This window comes from Streptomyces huiliensis (assembly GCF_020037025.1).
Classification (GTDB): domain Bacteria; phylum Actinomycetota; class Actinomycetes; order Streptomycetales; family Streptomycetaceae; genus Streptomyces; species Streptomyces huiliensis.
This window is the reverse complement of the sequence record NZ_JAIQLH010000055.1, coordinates 1-24,594: the sequence shown is the minus strand read 5'-3', so window position 1 is coordinate 24,594 and position 24,594 is coordinate 1. Positions and strand designations below refer to the sequence as shown.

Here is a 24,594-nt window from a genome sequence, read left to right as displayed (position 1 = left end):
AGGGGCGGGGACCGGCCGGAAGGCCGGGGTCCCGCCCCGCTTACGGGCGCCGGACGCCGCGTTCCCTATGCTGTGCGGTCGTCGCGCGTTTCCTGAGGACGGGAGTGCCATGCGTGCCGCACATCTCCCCATCGGCGTCTGGTGGACCGCCCTCGCCGTGGGGGTGGCCGTGGACCTGGCCTTCTGGCTGCCCCTCAGACCACCGGGCAGGGCGCGGTGGAAGGCCGGCGCGTCCGCCGTGACAGGGCTCGCCGCCCTCGTCGCGGTGGGCGTCGTGGGCGGCTACCCGCCGCAGGCGATGGTCCCGGGCTGCGCCGCGCTGCTCCTCCTCTGGCCGCTGTCGGCCGTCGGCCACCGGGCGACGATCAGGGAGTGGTCCCTGGAGCCCGGGCCGGCCGGCCGGGTGGCGGCCGGGCGCAAGACGGTGGCGTTGCTGGCGGTGCAGATGACGCTGGTGATGCTTGCCGCGGTGGGCCTGGCGATGTGGCTCGTCGAGGACGCGGCGAACTCCGTCTGAGCCGGGCGGCGGGCCGACGTGCACGCGTCCGCCGGCCCGGCGTCCCGAAGCGGCGTCAGTGGTGCGCCATGGCTCCCTTGATCGCGTCCTTCGTCCGGTCCACCAGGGACGCGATCGGCCCCACGCTCCACTGCGCGGCGGTGGAACCGGCCGCCACCGGGTGCGGGTGGGTGGGGGCGACCTTCTCGGCCGCGCGGAGCATGGTCCCCATGCGCTTGAGCTGGGCCTCGTCGCGGCCCGCCCGCAGCGTGGGGAACTCCTCGCGTTCCTCGTGCTCGGCGTGTTCCACCACGGCCTTCTCGAACTCGAGCAACTGCGCGTCGAATTCGGGGCTGCCGACGTCCATCTTCTCCAGCCGGGCGAGGACCTTGTTCGCCTCGGCCTCCTCCGCGTTGCGGGCGTCCGCCTCCTTCTTGCCCGCGGTGTCGCGGGCCACCGGCCGGACGACCATCTCCTCCGCCGTCTCGTGCACGGCCAGCAGCGCCCTCAGCTCGTCGAACGCCTGCTTCTTGTGCTCCCCTTCCGCCGCCTTGACGTCGGCGAAGAGTTCCCTGATGCGGGCGTGCTGCGCCAGCAGGACGGCCACGACGTCGCCCTCGGGCAGCCGGGCGGCCTGCTCCCGGTCGGACTTCGCACCACTCATGAGGTTGCCTCCCTGTCGTTGCGGGCTCGTCTCGGGCACGGATCGTGTCGGGCACGGATCGTGATCCGGCGTGTTCCCGCGTGTTCCCGCGTGATCCCGCGTGATCCGGCGTGACGTAATCCGGCCGCGATCCGGCATGATCGGGCGATCACCTGTCTCGCGGATGTCCGGACACGCCACCGGGAAACCTCGGGCTCCGGTTTTCCAGCCTAGGCGGCGCACGGCCGGGCGGCATCCGCCCGGGTCACCGGGGGCGGCCGTCAGGCGTGGCAGTCGGGCGCCGTGGCGCTCTTCCGGGTGGCCTTGATGACGGCCTGCTTGGTGGCCACCTCCCGCCCCTGGGCGTCGTAGATCTTCGACTGGCCCGAGCTGGTGAAGACGGCACCCGAGCGGACCGCCTTCTGGTCGGTCACCAGCCAGCCGGAGGCTCCGTCGCCCGTGAAGACCTCCTTGACGCGGTACGTGAAACGGTCGCCGCCGCTCGCCGTCCAGGTGCCCCGGCCGGTGCTCGCGGGGGTGCTGAGGCAGGCGGTGCCGTCCTCACCGAACGCGATCTCGGAGCTGTGCGGGGACATGCCGTCGACCGTGACCGTCGCCGACCAGACGCCGACCGGACCGGCGGCGCACTCCGGCCCGGCGGCGCCGGCCGGGCCGGAGGCGAGCACGGTGAGCAGGGCGCCGGCCGCTGCCACCGGGAGCATGGGGAGTCGTGAAGTCATGGGGTGGAGGGTAGGGGAGGGGAGGGCAGAGGCCCTGGGGCCGCGGTCGGACGCCCCTCGGCCCGCGCTCGAACCTGCCGGCCGGGACCTCAGCCCCCGCCCCCGTCCCCGCCGCTGTTCCCGTCCCCGCCCGTCCCGTAGGTCCGCCGCAGTTCCTCCCGCAGCGCCCGCTGGAACGCGGTCACCAGCGCCTGCACCACCAGCGGCTGCATGTGCGCCGACAGGGACTTCATGGCCTCCACCTCCGCCGGGTCGGTCTCCCGCGCCTCGTACGGACCCCACACCTCCTCGTGGAACAGCCGGGTCAGTGCCTCGGCGGTGGCCCGGGCGTGGTCCAGCAGCACCGTACGCGCGGCGAGGACCGCGGAGAGAGGCGCGGGGACGGCCAGCAGCTGCGTACCCAGCGCGAGCAGGCCCGGATCGACGCGGAAGCGGTCCTCCTCGGACGAGGACGAGGCCCCGGGCTCCTCGGCCGCCTCCCCGGGCTCCCCGGCCGCCTCCCCGGCCTCCCCCGACTCCCCAACCCCCGGCCGCCGTTCCAGCACGTCCATGGCGGCGAGCTTGGCGATGTCGTCCTCGGCCAGCGGGCGGCCCGCGCGGCGCTCCAGCTCGGCGTGGGTGATCTCCGCCGTGCAGTCCGGGACCCAGGAGGCCACCACCGCCCGGTGGATGGCGAGGTCGTGCGCGCTCAGATCATCCGGAAGCCGGCGCAGGTAGCGTTCGATGGCGGCGAGCGTGAGGCCCTGGTGCTGCAACTCCTCGATCAGGGCGAGACGGGAGAGGTGCCCGGGCCCGTAGTGCCCCACGCGGCGGGGACCGAGCTCGGGCGGCGGCAGCAGCCCGCGCGTGCTGTAGAAACGGATGGTGCGGACGGTCACGCCGGCGCGCGCGGCGAGTTCGTCGACGGTGAGGAGGTCCGGCTCCCCGGTCTCCGTGGCCATGCCCCGTGCCTCGCTCTCCGTCGAAGAACTCGCCGCGCGCGCCCGACGGCGGCGGACGCGCGCAGTGCAACAGTAGGGGTGTATCACCACCACTGTAAGAGCGGACCGCCTGCGGACCGCCTGCGAGGAAGCGCGCGCGGCGGGCCCGCCGTACCGGGGCCGGGGGTACGGCGGGCCCTGTCAGCGCGAACGGCGGCCGGTCAGTGACCGTGCGTGCGGAGGGCGTCCTGGATCTTCGGCCAGGAGGCGGGTCGCGCCGGCTTCTTGGCGGTGAGCGACGCGGCACCCGTACGGGCCTTCGCCCCGGTCTTCGCCGGCAGGCCGATGCCCGCCTTGGCCGCCTCCGCCGCGCTCGGCTTGGAGGCGGTGAACAGCCAGGTGTCGAAGAGCGGCTTCAGCTTCTTCCCGGAGACCTGCTCGGCGTGGGCGACGAAGTCCTGGACCGACCCGTTGCCGTACTGGTTCTTCGCCGTCCAGCCCTTGAGCGTCTCGAAGAAGACCTTGTCGCCGACCGTGTTGCGCAGCGCCTGGAGGGCGACGGCCCCGCGCTGGTAGACGGCGCCGTCGAACTGCTTGTCCGCGCCCGGGTCGGCCGGCTTGACCGTCCAGAACTTGTCCCCGGCCGGGTAGAGCGCGTACGTGTAGTCCGCGAGCTCCTGCGCCGTGCCCTCGCCCTCCTTCTCCGACCACAGCCACTGCGCGTAGGAGGCGAAGCCCTCGTTGACCCAGATGTCCCGCCAGTTCTTCACCGAGACGCTGTCGCCGAACCACTGGTGGGCCAGCTCGTGCACGACGAGCGAGACGTTGCCGCCGTTGGCGAAGGGCGCGGGGCTGTAGAACGGCCGGGTCTGCGTCTCCAGGGCGAACCGCGTGGGCACGTTGGGCACGTAGCCGCCGACGGCCGTGAACGGGTACGGGCCGAAGACGGTGCTCTCCCAGTCGATGACCTCGGCGCTCCGCTCGACGCTCGCCTTCGCCGGCTCCAGGTTGTCGCCCAGGTCCTTGCTGTAGGCGTTGATCACGGGCAGGCCGTTGGCCGTGGTGTCCGTGGTGATCTCGAACTTGCCGACGGCCAGCGTGGTGAGGTAGCTCGCCTGCGGCTTGGTGGAGCGCCAGTTCCAGCGCGTCCAGCCGAGCTTGGAGGTCTTGGAGGCGAGCACGCCGTTGCTGATCGCCTGGGTGTCGTCGGGGACGGCGACCGAGATGTCGTACGTGGCCTTGTCGCGCGGGTGGTCGTTGCTCGGGAACCACCAGGCGGCCGACTCCGGCTCCTGCGCGGCGATGCCGCCGTCCGGCGTGCGCTGCCAGGCCGACGAGCCGTTCACCTTCACCGCGGAGGGGGTGCCGCTGTAGCGGACGACGACGGTGATGTGCTTGCCCTGCGGGAGGGCCGCGGCGGGGGTGATCTCCAGCTCGTGCGTGCCGGTCTTGCGGAACGCGGCCTTCTTGCCGTTGACCAGCACCTCGCTGACGTCCAGCAGCAGATCGAGGTTGAAGCGGGACAGCGCCTGCGTCGTGGTCGCGGTGACGGTCGCGGTGCCTTCCAGCCGGTCCGTCTTCGGCTGGTACTTCAGCCGCAGGTCGTAGTGGGAGACGTCGTAACCGCCGTTGCCGGCGTCGGGGTAGTAGGAGTCCCCGATGCCCGGTGCGCCCGGGGTGCCGTCGGCCGCCGAGGCGGGGACCGCGAGCAGCAGGAAGGCGGCAGCGGCGGCGGCGCTCGGAACGAGGAGTCTGTGACGCACGAGACACTCCAACTCGTAGGGGGCGGAAGATCGATCGCAGCCTATGCACTCACCGGGCCCGTGGGAATGTCCATGCCGAATGCCGACATGTGACCGACATCCGGCCGTCACGGCGGACGTGTCCGGAAAACGTCCCCGGGCCGCGCGCCATGGCGTCGGCCACATACCTTGCGGTACGTCATCTACCGCTTGGAGAGCGGGAGTTGGCTGCGTTAGCGTCCGTCCGTGAAGAACAACATGCGTCACATACGCACCAGTAGCCTCTTGAAACACAGTGGTTTCTTGAAACGCACGGTTCCAGCCACGGCCACCGCCCTTCTGGCCGCTCTCCTCGCGACACCGGCCCCCGCGCACGCCGCCCCCTCCGCACGGAACTCCGCGGGAAGCACCCCGGTCTACTCCTACGACAAGGCCGTCCGGGAGACCGTCTACGTCGAGACGGGGAAGGACAGCGACGGCGACGGGCGCACGGACCGGGTGGCCGTGGACATCATCCGGCCCCGCGAAGCCGCCGAGCAGGGCCGCAAGGTCCCCGTGATCATGGACGCCAGCCCGTACTACCAGAGCATCGGCCGCGGGCCCGAGAGCCAGGTCAAGAAGTACGACGACAAGGGCGGGCCCGTGCAGTTCCCGCTCTACTACGACAACTACTTCGTGCCGCGCGGCTACGCCGTGGCCCTGGTGGACGAACCGGGCACCAACCGCTCCGACGGCTGCTCGGACGTCGGCGGCCCGTCGGACGTGGCGGCGGCCAGGTCGGTCGTCGACTGGTTCAACGGCCGGGCGCACGGCTTCACCTCGCGCACCGGGGACACCGGGGCCGACGCCGACTGGAGCACCGGCTCCGTCGGCATGATCGGCAAGAGCTACGACGGGACGGTCGCCAACGGCGTGGCCGCCACCGGCGTCGAGGGCCTGAAGACCATCGTGCCCATCAACTCCATCAGCTCCTGGTACGGCTACTACTTCTACAAGGGCGCCGCCACCAACTCCACCGAGGGCATCGCCGGCCACGCCCGCTATGTCGAGACCGAAGAGGCCAAGGCGCGCTGCAAGGCCGTCGAGCGCGCGCTGACCGACGGTTCGCCGAAGAACGGCGACTGGACCGGCATGTGGGCCGAGCGCGACTACACCCGCGACGTGGACAAGGTGCGCGCCAGCGTCTTCGCCGTCTACGGCCTCCAGGACCTCAACCTCCGTACCCAGCACATCAACAAGTGGTGGGACGGCCTGGCCGAGCACGGCGTCGAGCGCAAGATCTGGCTCTCGACCGCCGCGCACACCGACCCGTTCGAGTTCCGCCGCCAGGAGTGGGTGACCGCCCTCCACCGGTGGTTCGACCACTACCTGATGGACTACGACAACGGCGTCGAGCGCGAGCCGATGGCGGACGTCGAGCGGGCCCCCGGCCAGTGGACGACCGACCGGGTCTGGCCGCCGAGCGGCACCCGCGGCACCACCCTGCGCCCGGCCGCCGGACCGGCCGCGGGCGCCGGAACGCTGGGCACCGAGCCCGCCGCGGCCGGGACCACGGCCGAGTTCACCGACGACCCCGCGCTCGGCGAGCTCGACTGGGCGGCGGACGCCGACCGGCCGACCCCGGCGAAGGCGGCGTTCGCCACCAAGCCCCTCCACCGAGAACTGCGGCTGTCCGGCCACGGTTCGGTGCGGCTGAAGGTCACCCCGACCACCGACTCGGCGACCCTGTCCGCCGTCCTCGTCGACCTCGGCCCGGACACCATCCGGGACTACAAGAACGGCGGCGGCGTCACCCTCCTCCCCGAGCAGGAGTGCTTCGGCGGCGGCACCCCCGGCGACACCGGCTGCTTCAAGAAGGCCGTCCCCGCCACCAAGAAGGTGGAGCAGACCGTCTTCAGCCGCGGCTGGGCCGAGCTCGGCCACTACGCCGGGTCGCCCCGGCGGGAGATCACGCCCGGCAGGCCGTACGAGATCACCCTCGACCTCGGCGCGGCGGACCACGTCGTCCCGGCCGGGCACCGGCTGGCCCTGATCGTGGCCGGTACGGACAAGCCGTACGTCGACGCCCCGGCGTCCCGGCCGAAGCTGACCGTGGACCTGAGCGGCAGCTCGGCGGAGCTGCCCGTGGTCGGCGGCTTCACGGCCTACGCCCGGGCCACGGGCGAGGACCGGACCTGACACGGCGGCGCGGAGGCGGCCCCGGGCCCGTCGGCCCGGGGCCGCCTCTTCCCGTCCACCCCCTTCTGCACGGCAGTTGACGCGCGTACTCTCCCGCCCGTGCCGAAACCCAAGCGGAACACCCGCACACCCTGGACCACGTTCGTCCTGGCGGCCCTCGCCGCCCTGCTGGCCGCCCTCGCCGTACCCCCGGGCACGGCCCAGGCCGCGCCACCGGGGAGACACGCCGGCGAGAGCAGACCCGTCTACTCCTACGACCGCGCCGTCCGCGAGTCCGTCTGGGTCGAGGCGCCCACCCGCGCCGGCCGCACGGACCGGGTGGCCGTGGACATCGTCCGGCCCCGCGAGGCCGCCGAGAAGGGCCTCCGCGTCCCCGTGATCATGGACGCCAGCCCGTACTACTCCTGCTGCGGACGCGGCAACGAGAGCCAGAAGAAGACGTACGACGCACAGGGGAAGCCCGTCCAGTTCCCCCTCTTCTACGACAACTACTTCGTGCCGCGCGGCTACGCCGTCGTACTCGTCGACCTCGCCGGAACGAACCGTTCCGACGGCTGCGTCGACGTCGGCGGGCGCTCGGACGTCCAGTCCGCCAAGGCCGTCGTCGACTGGCTCAACGGACGGGCGCGGGCGTACGGTTCGCGCACCGGGAGCACGCCGGTGCGGGCGGACTGGACGACCGGCTCCGTCGGCATGATCGGCAAGAGCTACGACGGGACGGTCGCCAACGGCGTGGCCGCCACCGGCGTCGAGGGCCTGAAGACCATCGTCCCCATCGGCGCCATCAGCTCCTGGTACGACTACTACTTCGCCAAGGGCGCCGCCCTCTTCGACAGCGGCCCCGACGGCCTCGCGTCGCGCGTCGAGAGCGCCGAGGCGCGCGCCCGCTGCCAGGACGTCCAGCGGAAGCTGGTCGAGGGCGCGCCGCGCAACGGCGACCGGACGCCGCTGTGGAGCGAGCGCGACTACGTCCGCGACGCGGGCAACGTGCGCGCCAGCGTCCTCGCCGTGCACGGCATGCAGGACCTCAACGTCCGCACCAAGCACCTCGGCCAGTGGTGGGACGCGCTCGCCGCCAACGGCGTGGAGCGGAAGATCTGGCTGTCGCAGACCGGGCACGTCGACCCGTTCGACTTCCGGCGCGACGCCTGGGTGCGCACGCTGCACCGGTGGTTCGACCACTACCTGATGGGCTACGACAACGGCGTCGAGCGCGAGCCGATGGCGGACGTCGAGCGGGCGCCCGACCAGTGGACCACCGACCGCGTCTGGCCGCCCGCCGGCACCCGGGGCACCGCCCTGCGCCCGGCGGCGGGATCCGCGCAGGGGCCGGGCGTGCTCGGTCTGGAGCCCGCCGGTCCGGGCAGCACCGCCGAGTTCACCGACGACCCGGCGCTCGGCGAGAACGACTGGGCGGCGGCGATCGACCGGAGCACCCCGTCGAAGGCCGGCTTCGTCACCCGCCCGCTCGCCCGCGACCTGCGCCTCTCCGGCTCCTCCACGGTCCGGCTGCGGGTGACCCCGTCCACCGCGTCCGCCCACCTCTCGGCCGTCCTCGTCGACCTCGGCCCGGACACGATCCGCGACTACGCCGACGACGCCGAGGGCATCACCACCCTGGCCGACCGCACCTGCTGGGGCGCCGGCACCCCCGGGGACACCGGCTGCTTCCTGCGCACCGAGGCGAAGACCGCGCGCGTCGACCACACCGTCTTCAGCCGCGGCTGGGCCGACCTCGGCCACTGGGGGAGCGGCAAGCGCACCCGGGGCGTGACCCCCGGCACCCCCTACACCATCACCCTCGACCTCGCCGCGACCGACCACGTCGTCCCGGCGGGCCACCGGCTGGCGCTCATCGTCGCGGGCACCGACCGCGGACTGATCGAACCGGCCTCCACCACCCCGCGGTTGACCCTCGACCTGGCCGCGACCTCGGCGAACCTGCCGCTGGTCGGCGGCTACCCGGCATTCGTCCGCGCCACCCAGGGCGGCGCCAGCAAGGGCGGCATCCGGCCGCCCGCCCACCCGCACGGGCTGGGGACGCCGCGGCTCACGCGGCTGCCCTGAGCCGCACGGCTCTCAGGAGCCGTCCCGCAACGGGCCGTCCCCCAGCGCCAGTTCCGCCGCCTCCTCGGCGCAGCCCCAGGAGACCGTGACCCCGGACCCGCCGTGCCCGTAGTTGTGCACCAGCCGCGCCCCGCCCGGCAGCCGCCCCGCCTCCAGGCGGACCCGGTGCCGGGCGGGGCGCAGCCCGACGCGGTGCGCCAGCACGCGGGCCCGGGTCACGCCGGGGTGGATCCGGGCGCAGCGGGCGATGATCGCCTGGGCCAGGGACGGCACCGGCGTCCGGTCCCACGCGTGGGCGCGCACGGTCCCGCCGAGGACCAGCCCGTACGGCTGGGGGAGGAGGTAGGCCGGGTCGCCGGACCCGTTCTCGGCGGCGGTGAACCACTCGCGCACGCCCGGGTTCTCCACGACGACGAGCTGCCCCCGCACCGGGTGCACGTCCGGGTCGCCGGCGAGCCGGCCGGCCCCCAGCCCGGCGCAGTTGACGACGAGCGGGGCCGCGCGCCCCGCGTCGGCGAGGGCGGTCACCGGACGGAGGGTGACCGTGCCGCCGGCCTTGCCCAGGCGGCGCTGGAGGTGGCCGAGGTGGACGGGCATGTCGATCAGCGGCAGCCGGGCGCGGACGGCCCGGTCGTAGCCCCGCGGTATCTCGTACGGTGCCGCGTCCCGCAGTCCGGGCACACCGGCCGCCCACGCGCCCAGTTCGCCGGGCGAGGCGCCGGCGTGCAGCCCGTCCACCAGGCGCACGCCCGACTCCTCCGGGTCCCGGGCCAGCGCCGCCATGACGGGCAGGGACGCGAGCGACCAGGCGGCCACGGCCCGGGCCGGCTCCGCGCGGTACGGCCACCACAGGCCCCCGGCCACCGCGGACGTGGTCTGCACGGCCGTCTCCCGCGTCCAGACCTCGACCCGCAGCCCCCGTTCCGCGAGGACGACGGCCGTGGTCAGGCCGATGACGCCGGAACCCACGACGATCGCATCGCTCACCATGGAGCGAAGGTACCGACACGAGGCGGCGGTTGGGCGGGGATTACCCGGTGGCGGGGGAATACTCGGAACATGACAGTGGAGTACGCGACCCTCGGGCTGGCGCACACCACGCGCGCCGGCGGTGTCCTGGGCGGCCGGGCGTGCCAAGTGCGCCGCGAGTACACGGATTTCGCCGTCGACGGCCGGCCGCTGCTGCTGCGGCTGGCGGAGCTCGACGGCTTCCCGCCGCCCGCCGCCGACCTCGTCCCCGCGGCCCTGGTCCCGGGCCCGCGCCGCCGCCCGCTGCCCGACGGCGGCGATCCGGCGGAGGACGGGCGGGCCGTGCTCTACGCCTGCCCCGACTGCACGGGACCGGAGTGCGGCGAGGTGAGCGCCGTGGTCGAACGGGACGGTGCGGCGGCCGTCGTCTGGCGGGACCTCGTCTGGCGGGGCGGGGACACCGGCTTCCCGGCCGGAGTCGGCCCGTTCCGCTTCCGCGCCGAGGAGTACCGGGCGGTGGCGGAGCGGCTGCGCACCGCCGACACCCCGCCCGCCCCCGCCCCGCGCCGCGTGCTGCTCGTCGGCCCGCGCACCGCCTCCTTCGCCCGCCTCGCGGCGGCGCTCCGGACGGCCGGGATCGGCGCCGACGTCACCCGCGACGCCACCGGGACCGCCCCCGAGGAGCTCCGCGGCTACGGTGCCGTCCTCTTCGACCCGGCCGTCCGCGGGCCCGAACGGGCCGCCTGCCGCGCCGCGTTCACGGCCGCCGGCGCCGACGCGGCGCTCGTCGACCGTCCGGCCCCGCTGCTGCCGGTGCTCGTCGCCCAGCTCGAACAGCTCGTCCACCCGCCCGCCGGCCCACGGCTGGCCGCGCTGCGGGCCGACGGGCGGGTCGTGCGGGTGGAGGTCGCCACCGCCTGCCGCGTCCGGCTGACCGGCTACCGGCGGGACCGGCTGCGGCGGCTGCGCACGGCGGAGCTGTTCGCGGGCCGCCTGGAGCGCGGGGTGCACGTGCTGGACGGCTTCGGCGGCCCCGGTGCCTACGTGGTGGCGCGGACGTTCGAGGGCGTCGTGGTGGCGGACGCCGCGGGACCGGACGCCGCGGGACCGGTTGCCGCCGGACCGGCCGCGGGGCCGGACGCGCCCGACCGGCCCGCCCGCCCGGACCGATAGAGTCGGCCCTGACATGAACGCCACCCTCGTCGCCAAGAACCTCGCCGCCGGCCACGGCGACCGCACCCTCTTCACCGGGCTCGACCTCATCGTCGCCCCCGGCGACGTGATCGGTCTCGTCGGGGCCAACGGCGCGGGGAAGTCCACCCTGCTGCGGATGCTCGCCGGGCTCGCGGAGCCCGACGAGGGCTCGGTGCGGATCAGCCCGCCCACCGCCACCGTCGGGCACCTACCGCAGGAGCCGGAGCGGCGCCCGGGGGAGACGGTGCGCGCGTTCCTGGCCCGGCGCACCGGCGTCGCCGCCGCGCAGGCCGCCCTGGACAGCACCACCGAGGCGCTGGCCGCGGAGGTCCCGGGAGCGGACGACGCGTACGCCGTCGCGCTGGAGCGCTGGCTGGCGCTGGGCGCCGCCGACCTGGACGAACGGGCGGAGGAGGTCGTCGGCTCGCTCGGCCTCACCGTCGGCCTCGACCGGCCCATGACCGGCCTGTCGGGCGGTCAGGCGGCCCGCGCCGGCCTCGCGTCGCTGCTGCTCAGCCGGTACGACGTGTTCCTGCTCGACGAGCCCACCAACGACCTCGACCTGGACGGCCTGGAGCGCCTGGAGAACTTCGTCACCGGGCTCCGCGCGGGCACGGTCCTGGTCAGCCACGACCGCGAGTTCCTCGCCCGGACCGTCGACCAGGTGCTGGAGCTGGACCTCGCCCAGCAGCAGGTCACCCTCTTCGGTGGCGGCTACGGCGCCTACCTGGACGAGCGCGAGCGGGCCCGCCGGCAGGCGCGCGAGGCGTACGAGGAGTACGCGGACACCCGTGCCGCCCTGGAGTCCCGCGCCCGCACCCAGCGGAGCTGGATGGAGAAGGGCGTCCGCAACGCCCGCCGCAAGGCCAACGACATCGACAAGATCACCCGGAAGACGCGGATCGAGGCCAGCGAGAAGCAGGCGTCCAAGGCCCGGCAGACCGAGCGGCTCATCGAGCGGCTGGAGACCGTCGAGGAGCCGCGCAAGGAGTGGCAGCTCAAGATGGAGATCGCCGCCGCGCCCCGGTCGGGGAACGTGGTGGCCACCCTGCGCCAGGCCGTCGTGCGCCGCGGCTCCTTCACCCTCGGTCCGGTGGACCTCCAGATCGACTGGGCCGACCGGGTCGCCGTGACCGGCGCCAACGGCTCCGGGAAGTCCACGCTGCTCGCCGCGCTGCTCGGCCGGCTCCCGCTCGACGAGGGCTCGGCCGCGCTCGGCCCGGGCGTCGTCGTCGGCGAAGTGGACCAGGCGCGGGCCCTGTTCTTCGGTACGGAGACGCTGCTGGACGCGTTCGGGGCGGCCGTCCCCGAGCTGGCGCCCGCCGACGTACGGACCCTGCTCGCCAAGTTCGGCCTCAAGGCCGACCACGTGCTGCGCTCCGCCGTGACCCTCTCGCCGGGCGAGCGGACCCGCGCGGCGCTGGCGCTGCTCCAGGCCCGCGGCGTCAACCTGCTGGTGCTCGACGAGCCCACCAACCACCTCGACCTGCCGGCCATCGAGCAGCTGGAGTCGGCCCTCGCCTCGTACGGCGGCACCCTGCTGCTGGTCACGCACGACCGGCGGATGCTGGACGCCGTGCACACCACGCGGCGGATCATGGTCGAGGACGGCCGCATTATGGAGCGCTGAGCGCCCGGTTCCCACTTTTCCTGCCCCGTCCGGGCGAACTTCCGCCCGAAAAGAACCTCCGCCGCAGGTCAACTCTTCGCCAAGGCGTCACCCTCGCTCGACCGGCCGAAAACCATGGTTTTCCGGTGAAACGACACGTACCGTGGGAAAAGAGTGCGCCCGGGGCATCCCCGCCACGCGTTCGATATGCGGAACGTTGGCAACGCTTTGACGAACCCGTGGGCGCGGAGCGACGTCTGTGGGTGCGGACGTCCGTGGGGCGTCCGCTTCCCCACCGTCGAAACGAGGCGCAAGGCCATGTCCCCGACACTCTCCGGTTCCACCCCCACCCCGCTGGCTCCGCCGGCGGGGCGGGCGCTGTACGGCAGCGCCCCGCCACCGGGGGAGCGCACCCTCATCGACGTCCTCGACGCCACGGCCGCCACCCACCCCGACGTCCCGGCCCTCGACACCGAGACCGGCGTCCTCACCTACCGTGAACTGTGCGCCGAGGTCGAGACCCGGGCCGAGCGGCTGCGCCGGGCCGGCATCGGCCCCGGCGACCGCGTCGGCGTCCGGATCCCCTCCGGCACCGCCGAGCTCTACCTCGGCATCCTCGCCGTCCTCCGCTGCTCCGCCGCCTACGTCCCGGTCGACGCCGACGACCCCGAGGAACGCGCCGCCACCGTCTTCGGCGAGGCCGAGGTCTGCGCCGTCCTCACCGGTGACGGATCCCTGGAACCCGGCCGCCGGAAACCCGGGGCCGCCGGGCCCCGGCAGCCGCTCCCCGAGGACGACGCCTGGATCATCTTCACCTCCGGCTCCACCGGCGCCCCCAAGGGCGTCGCCGTCTCCCACCGCAGCGCCGCCGCCTTCGCCGACGCCGAGGCCGCCCTCTTCCTCCAGGACGAGCCGCTCGGCCCCGGTGACCGGGTGCTGGCCGGCCTCTCCGTCGCCTTCGACGCCTCCTGCGAGGAGATGTGGCTGGCCTGGCGGCACGGCGCCTGCCTGGTCCCCGCCCCCCGCTCGCTGGTCAGAGCCGGCCACGAGCTCGGCCCCTGGCTCGTCGAGCGGGCCGTCACCGTCGTCTCCACCGTCCCCACCCTCGCCGCCCTCTGGCCCCGCGAGTCCCTGGACCGGGTCCGGCTGCTGATCGTCGGCGGCGAGGCCTGCCCGCCCGGCCTCGTCGAGCGGTTCGCCGTCCCCGGCCGCGAGATGTGGAACACCTACGGGCCCACCGAGACCACCGTCGTCGCCTGCGCCGCCCGCATGGAGCCCGGCGCACCCGTCCGCATCGGCCTGCCGCTCGACGGCTGGGAGCTCGCCGTCGTCGACGAGGACGGCGAGCCCGTCCCGTACGGCGCCGAGGGCGAACTGGTGATCGCCGGCGTTGGCGTCGGCCGCTACCTCGACCCTGCCAAGGACGCCGACCGCTTTCCACCCTGCCCGGCCCTCGGCACCGACCGCGCCTACCGCACCGGCGACCTCGTCCGCGCCGACGAGGAGGGCCTGGTCTTCACCGGCCGCGCCGACGACCAGGTCAAACTGGGCGGCCGGCGCATCGAGCTCGGCGAGATCGATGCCGCCCTCGGCGAGCTGCCCGGCGTCCGCGGCGCCGCCGCGGCCGTCCGCACCACCCCGTCCGGCTCCCAGCTGCTCGTCGGCTACCTGGTCCCCGGCCCGGCGTTCGACCCCGCCGCCGCCCGCGCCCGGCTCACCGAACGGCTGCCCGCCGCGCTCGTCCCCGTCCTCGCCGAGGTCGACGACCTGCCCACCCGCACCTCCGGCAAGGTCGACCGCGACGCCCTGCCCTGGCCCCTCCCCACCACCGGCGCCGCAGCGCCCGTGGAGGAGCTCCACGGCACGGCCGGCCGGCTCGCCGACCTCTGGGAGGAACTGCTGGGCGCCCGGCCCGGCGCCGACTCCGACTTCGTCACCATGGGCGGCACCAGCCTCACTGCCGCCCGCATGGCCTCGGCCCTGCGCGAACACCACCCCGGCGTCTCCGTCGCCGGCCTCTACCGGCACACCGTGCTCCGCGACATGGCCGAGCACATCGACTCCCTCGACACCCCCGTCGAGGACACCGGACCCCGCCGGACCGTCCGCCCGCTGCGCCGCCGCACCGGCGCCGCGCAGATCCTGGTGCAGACCGTCCTCTACGGCGTCCAGGGCCTCCGCGTCCTGACCGGCCTCGCCGTCGCCGACAACCTGCTCGGCGTCTTCGCGCCGCGCGTCTGGGCGCCGTACACCTCCTGGTGGCTGATCGCCCTCGCCTGGCTGCTGCTCTTCAGCGCCCCCGGCCGGTTCGCGGTCGGCGCCCTCGCCGCCCGCGTCCTCACCCACGGCGTCACCCCCGGCGCCCACCCGCGCGGCGGCCGCGTCCACCTGCGACTCTGGACCGCCGAACGCACCGTGGCCGCCTTCGGCGTGCCCGCCCTCATGGGCACCCCCTGGGCCCGCTGGTACGCCCGCGCCCTCGGCTGCGCCGCCGGCCGGAACGTCTCCCTCCACGCCATGCCCCCGGTCACCGGCCTCGCCGAGTTCGGCGACGGCTCCAGCGTCGAGCCCGAGGCCGACATCGCCGGCTGGTGGATCGACGGTGAGACCCTGCACGTCGGCCCGGTCCGCCTCGGCGCCGACTCCCGGGCCGGCCACCGCAGCATGCTGATGCCCGGCTCCTCCCTCGGCGAGGGCGCCGAACTCGCGCCCGGCGCCTGCCTCGACGGCCACGTCCCCGCGGGCGAGACCTGGGTGGGTTCCCCCGCCCGTCCGGACGCCGCCGCCCACCACCCGAACGGCCCGGTCCGTCCCGCCGACGACTGGCCCGCGCCCCGCCGCGAGCGCTCCCGGCGCTGGTCCGCCGCCTACGCCCTGGCCCTGTTCGGCCTGCCGCTGCTGCCCGTCCTCGCCGCCGCGCCCGCCCTCGCCGCCACCTTCTGGCTGATCAAGGACAGCGCCTCGCTCACCTCCGTCGCCGTGAGCCTGCTGCTCGCCGTCCCCGTCCTCACCGCGGTCACCACGGTCTGCTGGATGCTCGTCGTCGCGGGTACGGTCCGCGTCCTCAACCGGGGCGTCAGCGCCGGCCTGCACCCCGCCTGCGGCGGCGTCGCCTGGCGCGCCTGGGTCATCACCCGGCTGCTGGACGGTGCCCGGCGCAACCTCTTCCCGGTCTACGCGAGCCTCGCCACCCCGGTGTGGATGCGGATGCTCGGCGCCCGGATCGGCCGCCGAGCCGAACTCTCCACCGTCCTGCCGATGCCGTCCCTGCTCACCGTCGCCGACGGCGCGTTCCTCGCCGACGACACCCTCGTCGCCCCCTACGAACTGCGCGGCGGCTGGCTCCGCCTGGGCACCGCGCACGTCGGCCGCCGGGCCTTCCTCGGCAACTCCGGCATCATCAGCCCCGGCCGGTCCGTCCCCGACCACGGCCTCGTCGGCGTCCTCTCCGACGCGCCCGAGCACAGCGAACCCGGCACCTCCTGGCTCGGCCGCCCCGCCATGCCGCTGCCCCGCGTCGCCACCGTCGCCGACGCCGGACGCACCTTCGCCCCGCCCCGGCGGCTCGTCCTGGCCCGCGCCGGCGTCGAACTCTGCCGGATCCTGCCCCTGATGTGCGGCCTCGCCCTGGCCGACATGGTCCTCATCGGCGAGCAGTGGGCCCTCACCCACGGCGGCCTCGGACTGGCCGCGCTGGTCGCCGCGCCCCTGCTGTTCCTCGGCGGCATCCTCGCCGGACTGCTCGCCACCGCCGCCAAATGGCTGCTCATGGGCCGCTTCCGGAGCGGCGAACACCCGCTCTGGAGCTCCTTCGTCTGGCGGAACGAACTCTTCGACACCTTCGTGGAATCCCTCGCCGTCCCCTGGTTGGCGGGACCCTTCACCGGCACCCCCGTGCTCAACTGGTGGCTGCGCACCCTCGGCGTCCGCATCGGCCGGGGCGTGTGGTGCGACACCCACTGGCTGCCGGAGACGGACCTCATCACCCTCGGCGACGGGGCCACCGTCAACCGCGGCTGCGTCCTCCAGACCCACCTCTTCCACGACCGGATCATGCGCATGGACACCGTCCACCTCGCCGAGGGCGCCTCCCTCGGCCCGCACGGCATCGTGCTCCCGGGCACCACCGTCGGCGCCCACACCGCCATCGCCCCGTCCTCCCTCGTCATGCGCGGCGAGACCGTACCGCCGGGCACCCGCTGGGCGGGCAACCCGATCGCAGGGCAGCGGGCCGCGGCGTGACAGGGGACGACATATGGGACGACACACCTGTAGCCGCCGCGTCCTGCTCGCGGCGCTGGCCGTCCCGGTGACCGCCGCCGCCGTGGGCGGCGGTGCCCGCCACCGGCCGCGCGACCAGCGCTACTTCCCGCGCCACGGCTCGTACGCCCACCGCACCCTCGCCTACCACCTGGAGCTCGACTACGACCCCCGCCGCCACCGGCTCGACGGTCGCGCCCGGATCGAGGCGACGGCCAACGGCGCTCTGGACTCCGTCGAACTGGACTTGGCCAGGCTCTCCGTGGACGAGGTCCTCCTGGACGACCGCCCGGTCCCCTTCCGCCACCGCGACGGCAGACTCCGGATCACCGCGGACCGTACGCTCGAACCGGGCCGCCCCTTCGTCCTGGACATCCGCTACGGCGGCCGGCCGCGCCCGGTCCACTCGCCGTACGGCCCGATCGGCTGGGACCGCACCGGCGACGAGCACGACGGCACCCTCGTCGCTTCCCAGCCGGTGGGCGCGCCGTCCTGGTTCCCCTGCAACGACCGGCCCGACGACAAGGCCGCCTACACCTTCGAGGTGACCGTCCCCGCCGGCTACGACGCCCTCGCCAACGGCTCCCTCGTCGACCACCGGGAGGCGGACGGCACCGCCCGCTGGACCTACCACCACCCCGGTCCGATGGCCTGCTACCTCGCCGCCCTCTACACCGGCCGCTTCCACCGCGAGACCTGGACCGAACGGGAGACCGACGGCACGCCCGTACCGGTCCACGTCGCCTGCCCCGCCCGGCTGACCGACCGCGTCCGCCACGACCTCGCCCGCCAGGGCCGCATCCTCCGCCTCTACACGGACCTCTTCGGCCCCTACCCCTTCGAGTCCTACGGCGTCACCGTCGTCGACGCCGACCTCGCCGCCCCCGTCGAGAACCAGACCCTCTCCGTCTTCGGCCGCAACCACATGGACGGTCGGCGCGGCTGGGAGACGCTCGTCGCCCACGAGACGGCCCACCAGTGGTTCGGCAACAGCGTCAGCCTCGCCGAGTGGCAGCACATCTGGCTCAACGAGGGCTTCGCCACGTACGCGGAGTGGCTGTGGTCCGAGCACCTCGGCGAGGACGACGCGGACACTCTCGCCCGGCGCTCCCGGGCGGACCTGGCGGGCCGCCGCCAGAACCTGCGGATGGCGGATCCTGGGCGGCGGCATCTGTTCGACGACCGGGTGTATGTGAGGGGGGCCTGCGCCCTGCACGCTCTTCGACTGGCCGTCGGGGACGAGGCGTTCTTCCGCGTGCTGCGGACGTGGCACGAGGCGCGGCGGGGTGGGAGTGCGGATACTCCCGGGTTCCTCACGCATGCGGGGCGCGCCACGGCGCGGGATGTGGAGGACGTGCTCGGGCCGTGGCTTCACGAGAAGCGGGTGCCGGAGTTCCGGCGGGCGTGAGGGTGCCCCTGTCCCGCCCCTTCGCCGCTCGTCCTCAAACGCCGGACGGGCTATATCCAGCCCGTCCGGCGTTTGAGGACAACCGCGCGGAGCGCGGTTTCGGGGTCTGGGGCGTCAGCCCCAGGAAACGGCGAAGGGGCGGGGCTGGGGCTCCCTACCTGCGGCCCTCCGGCCGCACGAGCCCCGCACGCCGCAACGCATCCGCCATCGCCCCACCCGCCGCAGGCGGAGAAGCCTCCCGCCGAGGCCGAGGCGCCCCACCGCGCCGGTTCTCACGCGGCTCCCGCCGGCCGGAAGAAGCGGAAGCCTCATCGTCCAGACGCAACGTCAAAGAAATCCGCTTCCGCGGAATGTCGACTTCGAGCACCTTCACCCGCACGATGTCACCCGGTTTCACCACGTCCCGGGGATCCTTGACGAACGTCTTCGACATCGCCGACACATGCACCAGACCATCCTGATGCACCCCGACGTCCACGAACGCCCCGAACGCGGCGACATTCGTGACGACGCCTTCCAGAATCATCCCCGCCGCCAGGTCACCGATCTTCTCGACGCCGTCCTTGAAGGAAGCCGTACGGAAAGCGGGCCGCGGGTCGCGCCCCGGCTTCTCCAGCTCGCGCAGGATGTCCGTCACGGTCGGCAGACCGAACGATTCGTCGACGAACTCCTCGGGCCGCAAAGACCGCAGCACACCCGTGTTGCCGACAAGCGCCGCGACATCGTTCCCCGTCCGCTTGGCCATCGCCCGCACCACCGGATACGCCTCGGGGTGCACGCTGGAACCGTCCAGCGGATCGTCGCCCCCGCGGATGCGGAGGAAGCCGGCGCACTGCTCGTACGCCTTGGGGCCGAGCCGGGCCACGTCCTTGAGCGCCTTGCGGGACCGGAAGGGGCCGTTCGCGTCGCGGTGGGCGACGATGTTGTCGGCGAGGCCGGAGCTGATGCCGGAGACGCGGGAGAGCAGCGGCGCGGACGCCGTGTTGACGTCGACGCCGACGCCGTTGACGCAGTCCTCGACGACCGCGTCGAGGGACCGCGAGAGCTTCACCTCGGACAGGTCGTGCTGGTACTGGCCGACGCCGATCGACTTGGGGTCGATCTTGACGAGCTCGGCCAGCGGGTCCTGGAGCCGCCGCGCGATGGACACCGCGCCGCGCAGCGACACGTCCATCCCGGGCAGTTCCTGGGAGGCGAACGCGGACGCCGAGTACACCGAGGCGCCCGCCTCGGAGACCATCACCTTGGTGAGCCCGAGCTCGGGGTGGCGGCCGATCAGGTCGGCGGCCAGCCGGTCCGTCTCCCGGGAGGCCGTGCCGTTGCCGATGGCGACGAGCTCCACCCCGTGCTCCTTGGCGAGCCGCGCCAGCGTGGCCAGGGAGGCGTCCCACTTGTTCTGCGGGACGTGCGGGTAGATGGTCTCGGTGGCCGCGACCTTGCCGGTGGCGTCGACGACGGCGACCTTCACGCCCGTACGGAAGCCCGGGTCGAGGCCCATCGTGGCGCGGGTGCCGGCCGGGGCGGCCAGCAGCAGGTCACGCAGGTTGGTGGCGAAGACGCGGACCGCCTCGTCCTCGGCCGCCTGGCGCAGCCGCAGCCGCAGGTCGATGCCGAGGTGGACGAGGATGCGGGTGCGCCAGGCCCAGCGGACCGTGTCGGCCAGCCACTTGTCGCCCGGCCGCCCCCGGTCGGCCACGCCGAACCGGCGGGCGACGGCCTGCTCGTACGCACTCGGGCCCGCCGGCGCCTCACCGGCCGGCTCCGGCTCCAGGACGAGGTCGAGCACCTCCTCCTTCTCGCCGCGCAGCATGGCGAGCACCCGGTGCGAGGGCAGCTCGGTGAACGGCTCGGCGAAGTCGAAGTAGTCGGCGAACTTGGCGCCCGCCTCCTCCTTCCCGGGCCGCACCTTGGCGGCCAGCCGCCCGCGCGTCCACATCCGCTCGCGCAGCTCGCCGATCAGGTCCGCGTCCTCCGCGAACCGCTCGGTGAGGATCGCCCGGGCACCCTCCAGCGCGGCGGCCGGGTCGGCGACGCCCTTGTCCGCGTCGACGAAGGCGGCGGCCGCGGCGAGGGGTTCGACGCCCGGGTCGGACAACAGCCCCTCGGCCAGCGGTTCGAGCCCCGCCTCGCGGGCGATCTGCGCCTTCGTCCGCCGCTTGGGCTTGAAGGGCAGGTAGATGTCCTCCAGCCGGGCCTTGGAGTCGGCCTCGCGGATCCGCGCCTCCAGCGCGGCGTCCAGCTTGCCCTGCGAGCGCACCGACTCCAGGACGGCGGCCCGCCGCTCCTCCAGCTCCCGCAGGTAGCGCAGCCGCTCCTCCAGGGTGCGCAGCTGCGCGTCGTCCAGGGCGCCGGTCGCCTCCTTGCGGTAGCGGGCGACGAACGGCACGGTCGCCCCGCCGTCGAGCAAGTCGACGGCCGCCTTCACCTGCCGCTCCTGAACGCCGAGCTCCTCGGCGATCCTGCCTTCGACCGTCGTACCGGTAGCCGTCACGATCACGCTCCGCTTTCTCTGTCGGACTGCGCTCCGCATTCTCGCAGGTACCTACGACACCGCGGGCCGCGCCGCCCCCGGCTCACCCCTCGGCGGTGCCGTCCGCCGCGCGCGGTGCGCCCGTGGGGGACCCGCCGGCGGCCGCGATCCTGGCGGCCAGGTCCCCGGCCAGCTCCGTCAACCGCTCCGTGCCCTTCGCGCCGAGGTGCTCCCACGGCCCGGCGTCCAGCCGGTCGGTGGCCTCCTCCAGGTCCCGGCGCAGCTCCGCGCCCGCCGGGGTGAGCGTCCCGTCGGCGGTGAACAGCCCGCGCTCGCGCAGCCGCCGCGCGCCGTCCGCCAGCTCCTCCGCGCTCCACCCGCGGGTGCGCAGCAGCCGCCGGGAGAGCGCGCTCCCGTCCCGCCCGGCCGCGTGGCTGACCAGCGCCTCGACGGGGTCGAGACCGGCGGAGGCCAGCGCGGCCAGGTGCCCGGCGCCGCGGTGCTCGCGGAGCATCGTCGCCGCGTGCCAGAGGGCCAGGTGCGGGGCGTCCGGAACGGGCTGGTCGGCCTGGGCGGCGTACAGCGGCCGGGACGCGCGCTCGCCCGCCTCCGCCGCGCGCAGCGCCAGTTCGGCGGCCTCGGCGATCTCGGGTGCGGTTATGCCGTCCTCCCCGAGCATCCTGCGCAGGGCGGCGTCGCAGGCGCGCAGCCGCGCGGCCACCGCCTCCTCCGGCGCCATCCGCTCCCACACCGCCGGCATGTGACGGGCCACCAGCTCGTGCTTGAACACGTGGAACACGGCCGTCAGCGTGCCCGCCCCGACGCGCCCCAGGGCGCCGCCCCGCTCCGCGAAGTACCGGGTGTGCCCGTCCTCCACCCCGAACGCGGCGAACTCGCGGAAGGTCTCGGGCGTGAAGTACGAGAAGACGTGCACGGCTTCGAGGGCCGTCTGACAGCGGCGGCCGGCGGCGAGGATCGTGGCGGACGTGTCAGCGGAGGTGGATGTCATGCCCCGCACGCTAGGCGGCGGGCGGGCCGGCGCGGAAGACCGGAGTGCGACCGGGACCGCCCGGAAGGGATGTCCGCCATGGCAGGAAAGGTGGGAAGCCCGTCATTGCCGCCGCCCGGCACCCGGGACCAGCATGTGATCATGACGCCTCGCCGCACCGTGCTCATCGTCCTCCACGAGGGCGTCCAGAGCCTCGACGTCACCGGCCCGCTCGAAGTGTTCACCCGGGCCGGGGCCGAGGTCGGCGACCCCGGCGCGTACCGGGTGCGCACCGCCACCGTCGACGGCCGGCCGGTCCGCACCGGCAGCGGCCTGCTGCTGACGCCCGACGGCGCCCTGGACGCCGTGCCCGCCCCGGACGTGCTGCTCGTCCCCGGCGGCCGGGGCGTCACCGACCCGGACCCGCGGCTCGTCGGGCTGCTGCGCGAGCACGGCCCGCGCGCCGCCCGGCTGGTCTCCGTGTGCACCGGCGCGTTCCTGCTGGCCGCCGCCGGGCTGCTGGACGGCCGCCGGGCCACCACCCACTGGGCGTACTGCGACGGCTTCGCCGCGCGCTTCCCCGCCGTCCGGCTGGAGACCGAGCCCGTCTACGTACGCGACGGCAGCGTCGCCACCTCGGCGGGCGTGACGGCCGGCGTGGACCTCGCCCTCGCGCTGGTCGAGGAGGACCACGGCCGGGCCGTCGCCCTCGCGGTCGCCCGGTACCTGGTCGTCTACCTCCGGCGCCCGGGCGGGCAGCGGCAGTTCAGCGCGCAGTTGGCCGCGCAGACACCCCGCCGCCCCGCGCTGCGCGACCTCCAGCAGTGGATCGCCGAGCACCCCGCCGCGGACCTGGGCGTCGAGGCCCTCGCGGCCCGCGCGGGCCTGTCGCCCCGGCACTTCGCCCGGGCCTTCCGGGCGGAGGTGGGCGTCCCGCCCGGCCGGTACGTCGGCCGGGTGCGCCTGGAGACCGCCCGACGGCTGCTGGAGGAGACGGCGGACGGCGTCGAGGAGATCTCCCGCCGCTGCGGCTACGGGACGCCCGAGGCGATGCGCCGGGCCTTCCGGCGTGCCCTGGACGCCCCGCCCGGCGCGTACCGGCGCGGCGTCCGCCCCGAACCACCCGCCGAAGCACCGACCGAACCACTCACCGAAGCACCGACCCCGAAAGGCCCGGCATGCGGATCGCCATCCTCCTCTTCCCCGGCTTCACCATCCTCGACGTCGCCGGCCCCTACGAGATCCTGACCCGGGTCCCCGGCGCCGAGGCGGTCCTCGTCGGCGAGCGGCGCGGGCCCGTCCGCGACGACCGGAACATGCTCACCCTGGACGCCGACGCCGCGTTCCACGAGGTCACCGACGCCGACGTGCTCGTCGTGCCGGGCGGCCCCGAGGCCAACCTCCCCCTGGAACCGGGGCCCGTCCACGACTGGCTGCGCGCGCTGGACCGGCGCACGCGCTGGACCACGTCCGTGTGCACCGGCGCGCTGATCCTCGGCGCCGCCGGGCTGCTGACGGGCCGCCGGGCCACCGGGCACTGGCTGTCGCTGCCGCAGCTCGCCGGGTACGGCGCCGAGCCGACGGACGAGCGGGTGGTGACCGACGGCAAGTACGTGACGGCCGCCGGCGTCTCCGCCGGGATCGACATGGGCCTGACGCTGGCGGGCCGGCTGGCCGGCGACCGCACGGCCCAGTCGATCCAGCTGATCACCGAGTACGACCCCCGGCCGCCGTACGCGGCGGGGTCGGTGCGCACGGCCCCCGCCGAGCTGGTGGCCGAGTGGAAGCGGGTGCGCGGCAAGGAGTGACGGCCGGTCAGCTCCCGGACGGCACGCTCCAGGTGAACCGCGGAGTCCGGTGCTCCAGGAACGCCGTGACACCCTCCGCCAGGTCGGCGCTGGTGTGCCCCTGCTCCGCCCAGTGGGCGACGCGCTCCGCCGGCACCGGCTCCGGGCGGGTGAACTCCTTCGCCGCGGCCTGCGTCAGCTGCGACCGCGAGGCGAGCAGCCGGGCGAACTCGGCGACGCGGTAGTCGAGTTCGTCCGGCGCCCACACCTCGTCCACCAGACCGGTGCGCAGCGCCCGTTCCGTGCCGATGAGTTCGGCGGAGAAGAGCAGGTACCGGGCGGTCGCCGGGCCGACCAGACCGGTCAGCCGGCGGGTGGACGAGGCGGCGTAGACGACGCCCAGCCGGGCCGGGGTGACGCCGAAGAGGGCGCCCTCGGCGGCGAACCGCAGGTCGCAGGCGACGGCGAGCTGGCAGCCGCCGCCCACGCAGTGGCCGCGCACGGCCGCGACCGTCGGTTTGGGGAAGGCCGCCAGCGCCTCCTCGGCGGCGATGGCCAGGTCCTGCGGGTCGCCCTCGCCGCCGGTGGTGAGCGAGGCGATGTCGGCGCCCGCGCAGAAGGTGTCGCCCTCGCCGGTCAGCACCAGGACGCGGACGGCCGGGTCCGCGGCGCACCGCTCCAGCAGCGGGGGAAGCGCCCGCCACATGGCGGGCGTCATGGCGTTCCGCTTGGCGGGGTGGGCGATGCGGATCGTCGCCGTGCCGTCGGCGACGTCGAGGTGCAGTGCGGGCTCCATGCGACGGATGCTAACCGGACGGGTGGGGTGGTCTCCGCCCGCACGCTCGTCGGCGAAGGCGGAGCGACCTGCTCCGGAGCGTTCCGCGAACGACGATCAGGGCAGCCAGGAACAGTCGCGGGAGTGACTGCGGCATACGCACGCGATCAAATAGCGCCGATTGGCGGCGACTTCTGATCAGCTGTCCGCGCGGACTGTGGTCTTCCCAACACTCGTCGTGTGCGGTGGAGCCACGGCGAGGGGTTGGTATCGGACATGGAGATCGTCGGGAGCGTCCCGCCCGAGCCGGGCCAGGCCCCGCCGCCCGCGGCGCCCCGGGCGCCGGCC

17 protein-coding genes are annotated in these 24,594 nt (G+C 74.6%); 9 read left to right on the top strand and 8 right to left on the bottom strand.

Annotated elements, in window-relative coordinates:
- Positions 1 to 109: 109 nt before the first annotated feature.
- Positions 110 to 517 carry a hypothetical protein gene (locus JNW98_RS11590; protein ID WP_223768072.1) on the top strand — a complete coding sequence of 136 codons (408 nt, stop codon included), beginning with the start codon at positions 110 to 112 and terminating at the stop codon, positions 515 to 517.
- A 55-nt stretch (positions 518 to 572) separates the two neighbouring features.
- On the opposite strand, the gene JNW98_RS11585 is transcribed toward JNW98_RS11590, so the two are convergent.
- The 4 genes from JNW98_RS11585 to JNW98_RS11570 form a co-directional block, all read right to left on the bottom strand.
- On the bottom strand, positions 573 to 1,160 hold the full coding sequence (locus JNW98_RS11585) for a hemerythrin domain-containing protein (RefSeq protein WP_223768071.1): 588 nt from the start codon (positions 1,158 to 1,160) through the stop codon (positions 573 to 575).
- A 260-nt stretch (positions 1,161 to 1,420) separates the two neighbouring features.
- Positions 1,421 to 1,879, bottom strand: a complete 459-nt coding sequence (locus JNW98_RS11580; RefSeq protein ID WP_223768070.1) for a hypothetical protein — start codon at positions 1,877 to 1,879, stop codon at positions 1,421 to 1,423.
- Between the two features lie 89 nt (positions 1,880 to 1,968).
- Complete coding sequence (locus JNW98_RS11575) at positions 1,969 to 2,820, bottom strand: MerR family transcriptional regulator (protein WP_223768069.1); 852 nt, start codon at positions 2,818 to 2,820, stop codon at positions 1,969 to 1,971.
- Positions 2,821 to 3,020: 200 nt separating this feature from the next.
- Positions 3,021 to 4,562 (bottom strand): M1 family metallopeptidase, encoded by a 1,542-nt coding sequence (locus JNW98_RS11570; RefSeq protein WP_223768068.1) that lies wholly within the window; start codon positions 4,560 to 4,562, stop codon positions 3,021 to 3,023.
- A 237-nt stretch (positions 4,563 to 4,799) separates the two neighbouring features.
- On the opposite strand from JNW98_RS11570, the gene JNW98_RS11565 reads away from it, so the two are divergent.
- The gene (locus JNW98_RS11565) at positions 4,800 to 6,719 is read left to right on the top strand and encodes a Xaa-Pro dipeptidyl-peptidase (RefSeq protein WP_223768105.1); all 1,920 of its coding nucleotides are present in this window, start codon (positions 4,800 to 4,802) and stop codon (positions 6,717 to 6,719) included.
- 99 nt (positions 6,720 to 6,818) lie between these two features.
- Positions 6,819 to 8,786, top strand: coding sequence for a Xaa-Pro dipeptidyl-peptidase (locus JNW98_RS11560; RefSeq protein WP_223768067.1), 1,968 nt, complete (start codon positions 6,819 to 6,821; stop codon positions 8,784 to 8,786).
- A gap of 12 nt (positions 8,787 to 8,798) precedes the next feature.
- Here JNW98_RS11560 and JNW98_RS11555 read toward each other — a convergent pair whose 3' ends face one another.
- The gene (locus JNW98_RS11555; RefSeq protein WP_223768066.1) at positions 8,799 to 9,776 is read right to left on the bottom strand and encodes an NAD(P)/FAD-dependent oxidoreductase; all 978 of its coding nucleotides are present in this window, start codon (positions 9,774 to 9,776) and stop codon (positions 8,799 to 8,801) included.
- A 69-nt stretch (positions 9,777 to 9,845) separates the two neighbouring features.
- Between JNW98_RS11555 and JNW98_RS11550 the strand changes: the two genes are divergently transcribed.
- The 4 genes from JNW98_RS11550 (at position 9,846) to JNW98_RS11535 (ending at position 18,226) form a co-directional block, all read left to right on the top strand.
- Positions 9,846 to 10,928, top strand: coding sequence for an oxidoreductase (locus tag JNW98_RS11550; protein WP_223768065.1), 1,083 nt, complete (start codon positions 9,846 to 9,848; stop codon positions 10,926 to 10,928).
- Positions 10,929 to 10,941: 13 nt separating this feature from the next.
- A complete protein-coding gene (locus JNW98_RS11545; protein WP_223768064.1) occupies positions 10,942 to 12,579 on the top strand; it encodes an ABC-F family ATP-binding cassette domain-containing protein in 1,638 nt (545 codons plus the stop codon).
- A 297-nt stretch (positions 12,580 to 12,876) separates the two neighbouring features.
- Positions 12,877 to 16,800 (top strand): Pls/PosA family non-ribosomal peptide synthetase, encoded by a 3,924-nt coding sequence (locus JNW98_RS11540; RefSeq protein ID WP_223768063.1) that lies wholly within the window; start codon positions 12,877 to 12,879, stop codon positions 16,798 to 16,800.
- Positions 16,801 to 16,813: 13 nt separating this feature from the next.
- Positions 16,814 to 18,226 (top strand): M1 family metallopeptidase, encoded by a 1,413-nt coding sequence (locus tag JNW98_RS11535; protein ID WP_223768062.1) that lies wholly within the window; start codon positions 16,814 to 16,816, stop codon positions 18,224 to 18,226.
- 154 nt (positions 18,227 to 18,380) lie between these two features.
- Here JNW98_RS11535 and JNW98_RS11530 read toward each other — a convergent pair whose 3' ends face one another.
- On the bottom strand, positions 18,381 to 20,723 hold the full coding sequence (locus JNW98_RS11530; protein WP_308015559.1) for a Tex family protein: 2,343 nt from the start codon (positions 20,721 to 20,723) through the stop codon (positions 18,381 to 18,383).
- A 76-nt stretch (positions 20,724 to 20,799) separates the two neighbouring features.
- Complete coding sequence (locus JNW98_RS11525; protein ID WP_223768060.1) at positions 20,800 to 21,705, bottom strand: SCO6745 family protein; 906 nt, start codon at positions 21,703 to 21,705, stop codon at positions 20,800 to 20,802.
- A 141-nt stretch (positions 21,706 to 21,846) separates the two neighbouring features.
- On the opposite strand from JNW98_RS11525, the gene JNW98_RS11520 reads away from it, so the two are divergent.
- Positions 21,847 to 22,932 carry a GlxA family transcriptional regulator gene (locus JNW98_RS11520; RefSeq protein ID WP_223768059.1) on the top strand — a complete coding sequence of 362 codons (1,086 nt, stop codon included), beginning with the start codon at positions 21,847 to 21,849 and terminating at the stop codon, positions 22,930 to 22,932.
- On the top strand, positions 22,863 to 23,492 hold the full coding sequence (locus JNW98_RS11515; RefSeq protein WP_223768058.1) for a DJ-1/PfpI family protein: 630 nt from the start codon (positions 22,863 to 22,865) through the stop codon (positions 23,490 to 23,492). The genes JNW98_RS11520 and JNW98_RS11515 overlap by 70 nt, the downstream gene beginning before the upstream one ends.
- A 7-nt stretch (positions 23,493 to 23,499) precedes the next feature.
- Here the strand turns inward: JNW98_RS11515 and JNW98_RS11510 are convergent, their stop codons facing one another.
- On the bottom strand, positions 23,500 to 24,267 hold the full coding sequence (locus JNW98_RS11510; protein ID WP_223768057.1) for an enoyl-CoA hydratase/isomerase family protein: 768 nt from the start codon (positions 24,265 to 24,267) through the stop codon (positions 23,500 to 23,502).
- Between the last annotated feature and the right edge of the window lie 327 nt (positions 24,268 to 24,594).

What these genes read in the sequence shown, in the direction of transcription:
- JNW98_RS11515 (WP_223768058.1), top strand. Translation starts at nt 22,863, where the DNA reads ATGCGGATCGCCATCCTCCTCTTCCCCGGCTTCACCATCCTCGACGTC.
- JNW98_RS11545 (WP_223768064.1), top strand. Translation starts at nt 10,942, where the DNA reads ATGAACGCCACCCTCGTCGCCAAGAACCTCGCCGCCGGCCACGGCGAC.
- JNW98_RS11550 (WP_223768065.1), top strand. Translation starts at nt 9,846, where the DNA reads ATGACAGTGGAGTACGCGACCCTCGGGCTGGCGCACACCACGCGCGCC.
- JNW98_RS11565 (WP_223768105.1), top strand. Translation starts at nt 4,800, where the DNA reads ATGCGTCACATACGCACCAGTAGCCTCTTGAAACACAGTGGTTTCTTG.
- JNW98_RS11590 (WP_223768072.1), top strand. Translation starts at nt 110, where the DNA reads ATGCGTGCCGCACATCTCCCCATCGGCGTCTGGTGGACCGCCCTCGCC.
- JNW98_RS11525 (WP_223768060.1), bottom strand. Translation starts at nt 21,705, where the DNA reads ATGACATCCACCTCCGCTGACACGTCCGCCACGATCCTCGCCGCCGGC.
- JNW98_RS11510 (WP_223768057.1), bottom strand. Translation starts at nt 24,267, where the DNA reads ATGGAGCCCGCACTGCACCTCGACGTCGCCGACGGCACGGCGACGATC.
- JNW98_RS11575 (WP_223768069.1), bottom strand. Translation starts at nt 2,820, where the DNA reads ATGGCCACGGAGACCGGGGAGCCGGACCTCCTCACCGTCGACGAACTC.
- JNW98_RS11580 (WP_223768070.1), bottom strand. Translation starts at nt 1,879, where the DNA reads ATGACTTCACGACTCCCCATGCTCCCGGTGGCAGCGGCCGGCGCCCTG.
- JNW98_RS11520 (WP_223768059.1), top strand. Translation starts at nt 21,847, where the DNA reads ATGACGCCTCGCCGCACCGTGCTCATCGTCCTCCACGAGGGCGTCCAG.
- JNW98_RS11555 (WP_223768066.1), bottom strand. Translation starts at nt 9,776, where the DNA reads ATGGTGAGCGATGCGATCGTCGTGGGTTCCGGCGTCATCGGCCTGACC.
- JNW98_RS11540 (WP_223768063.1), top strand. Translation starts at nt 12,877, where the DNA reads ATGTCCCCGACACTCTCCGGTTCCACCCCCACCCCGCTGGCTCCGCCG.
- JNW98_RS11585 (WP_223768071.1), bottom strand. Translation starts at nt 1,160, where the DNA reads ATGAGTGGTGCGAAGTCCGACCGGGAGCAGGCCGCCCGGCTGCCCGAG.
- JNW98_RS11535 (WP_223768062.1), top strand. Translation starts at nt 16,814, where the DNA reads ATGGGACGACACACCTGTAGCCGCCGCGTCCTGCTCGCGGCGCTGGCC.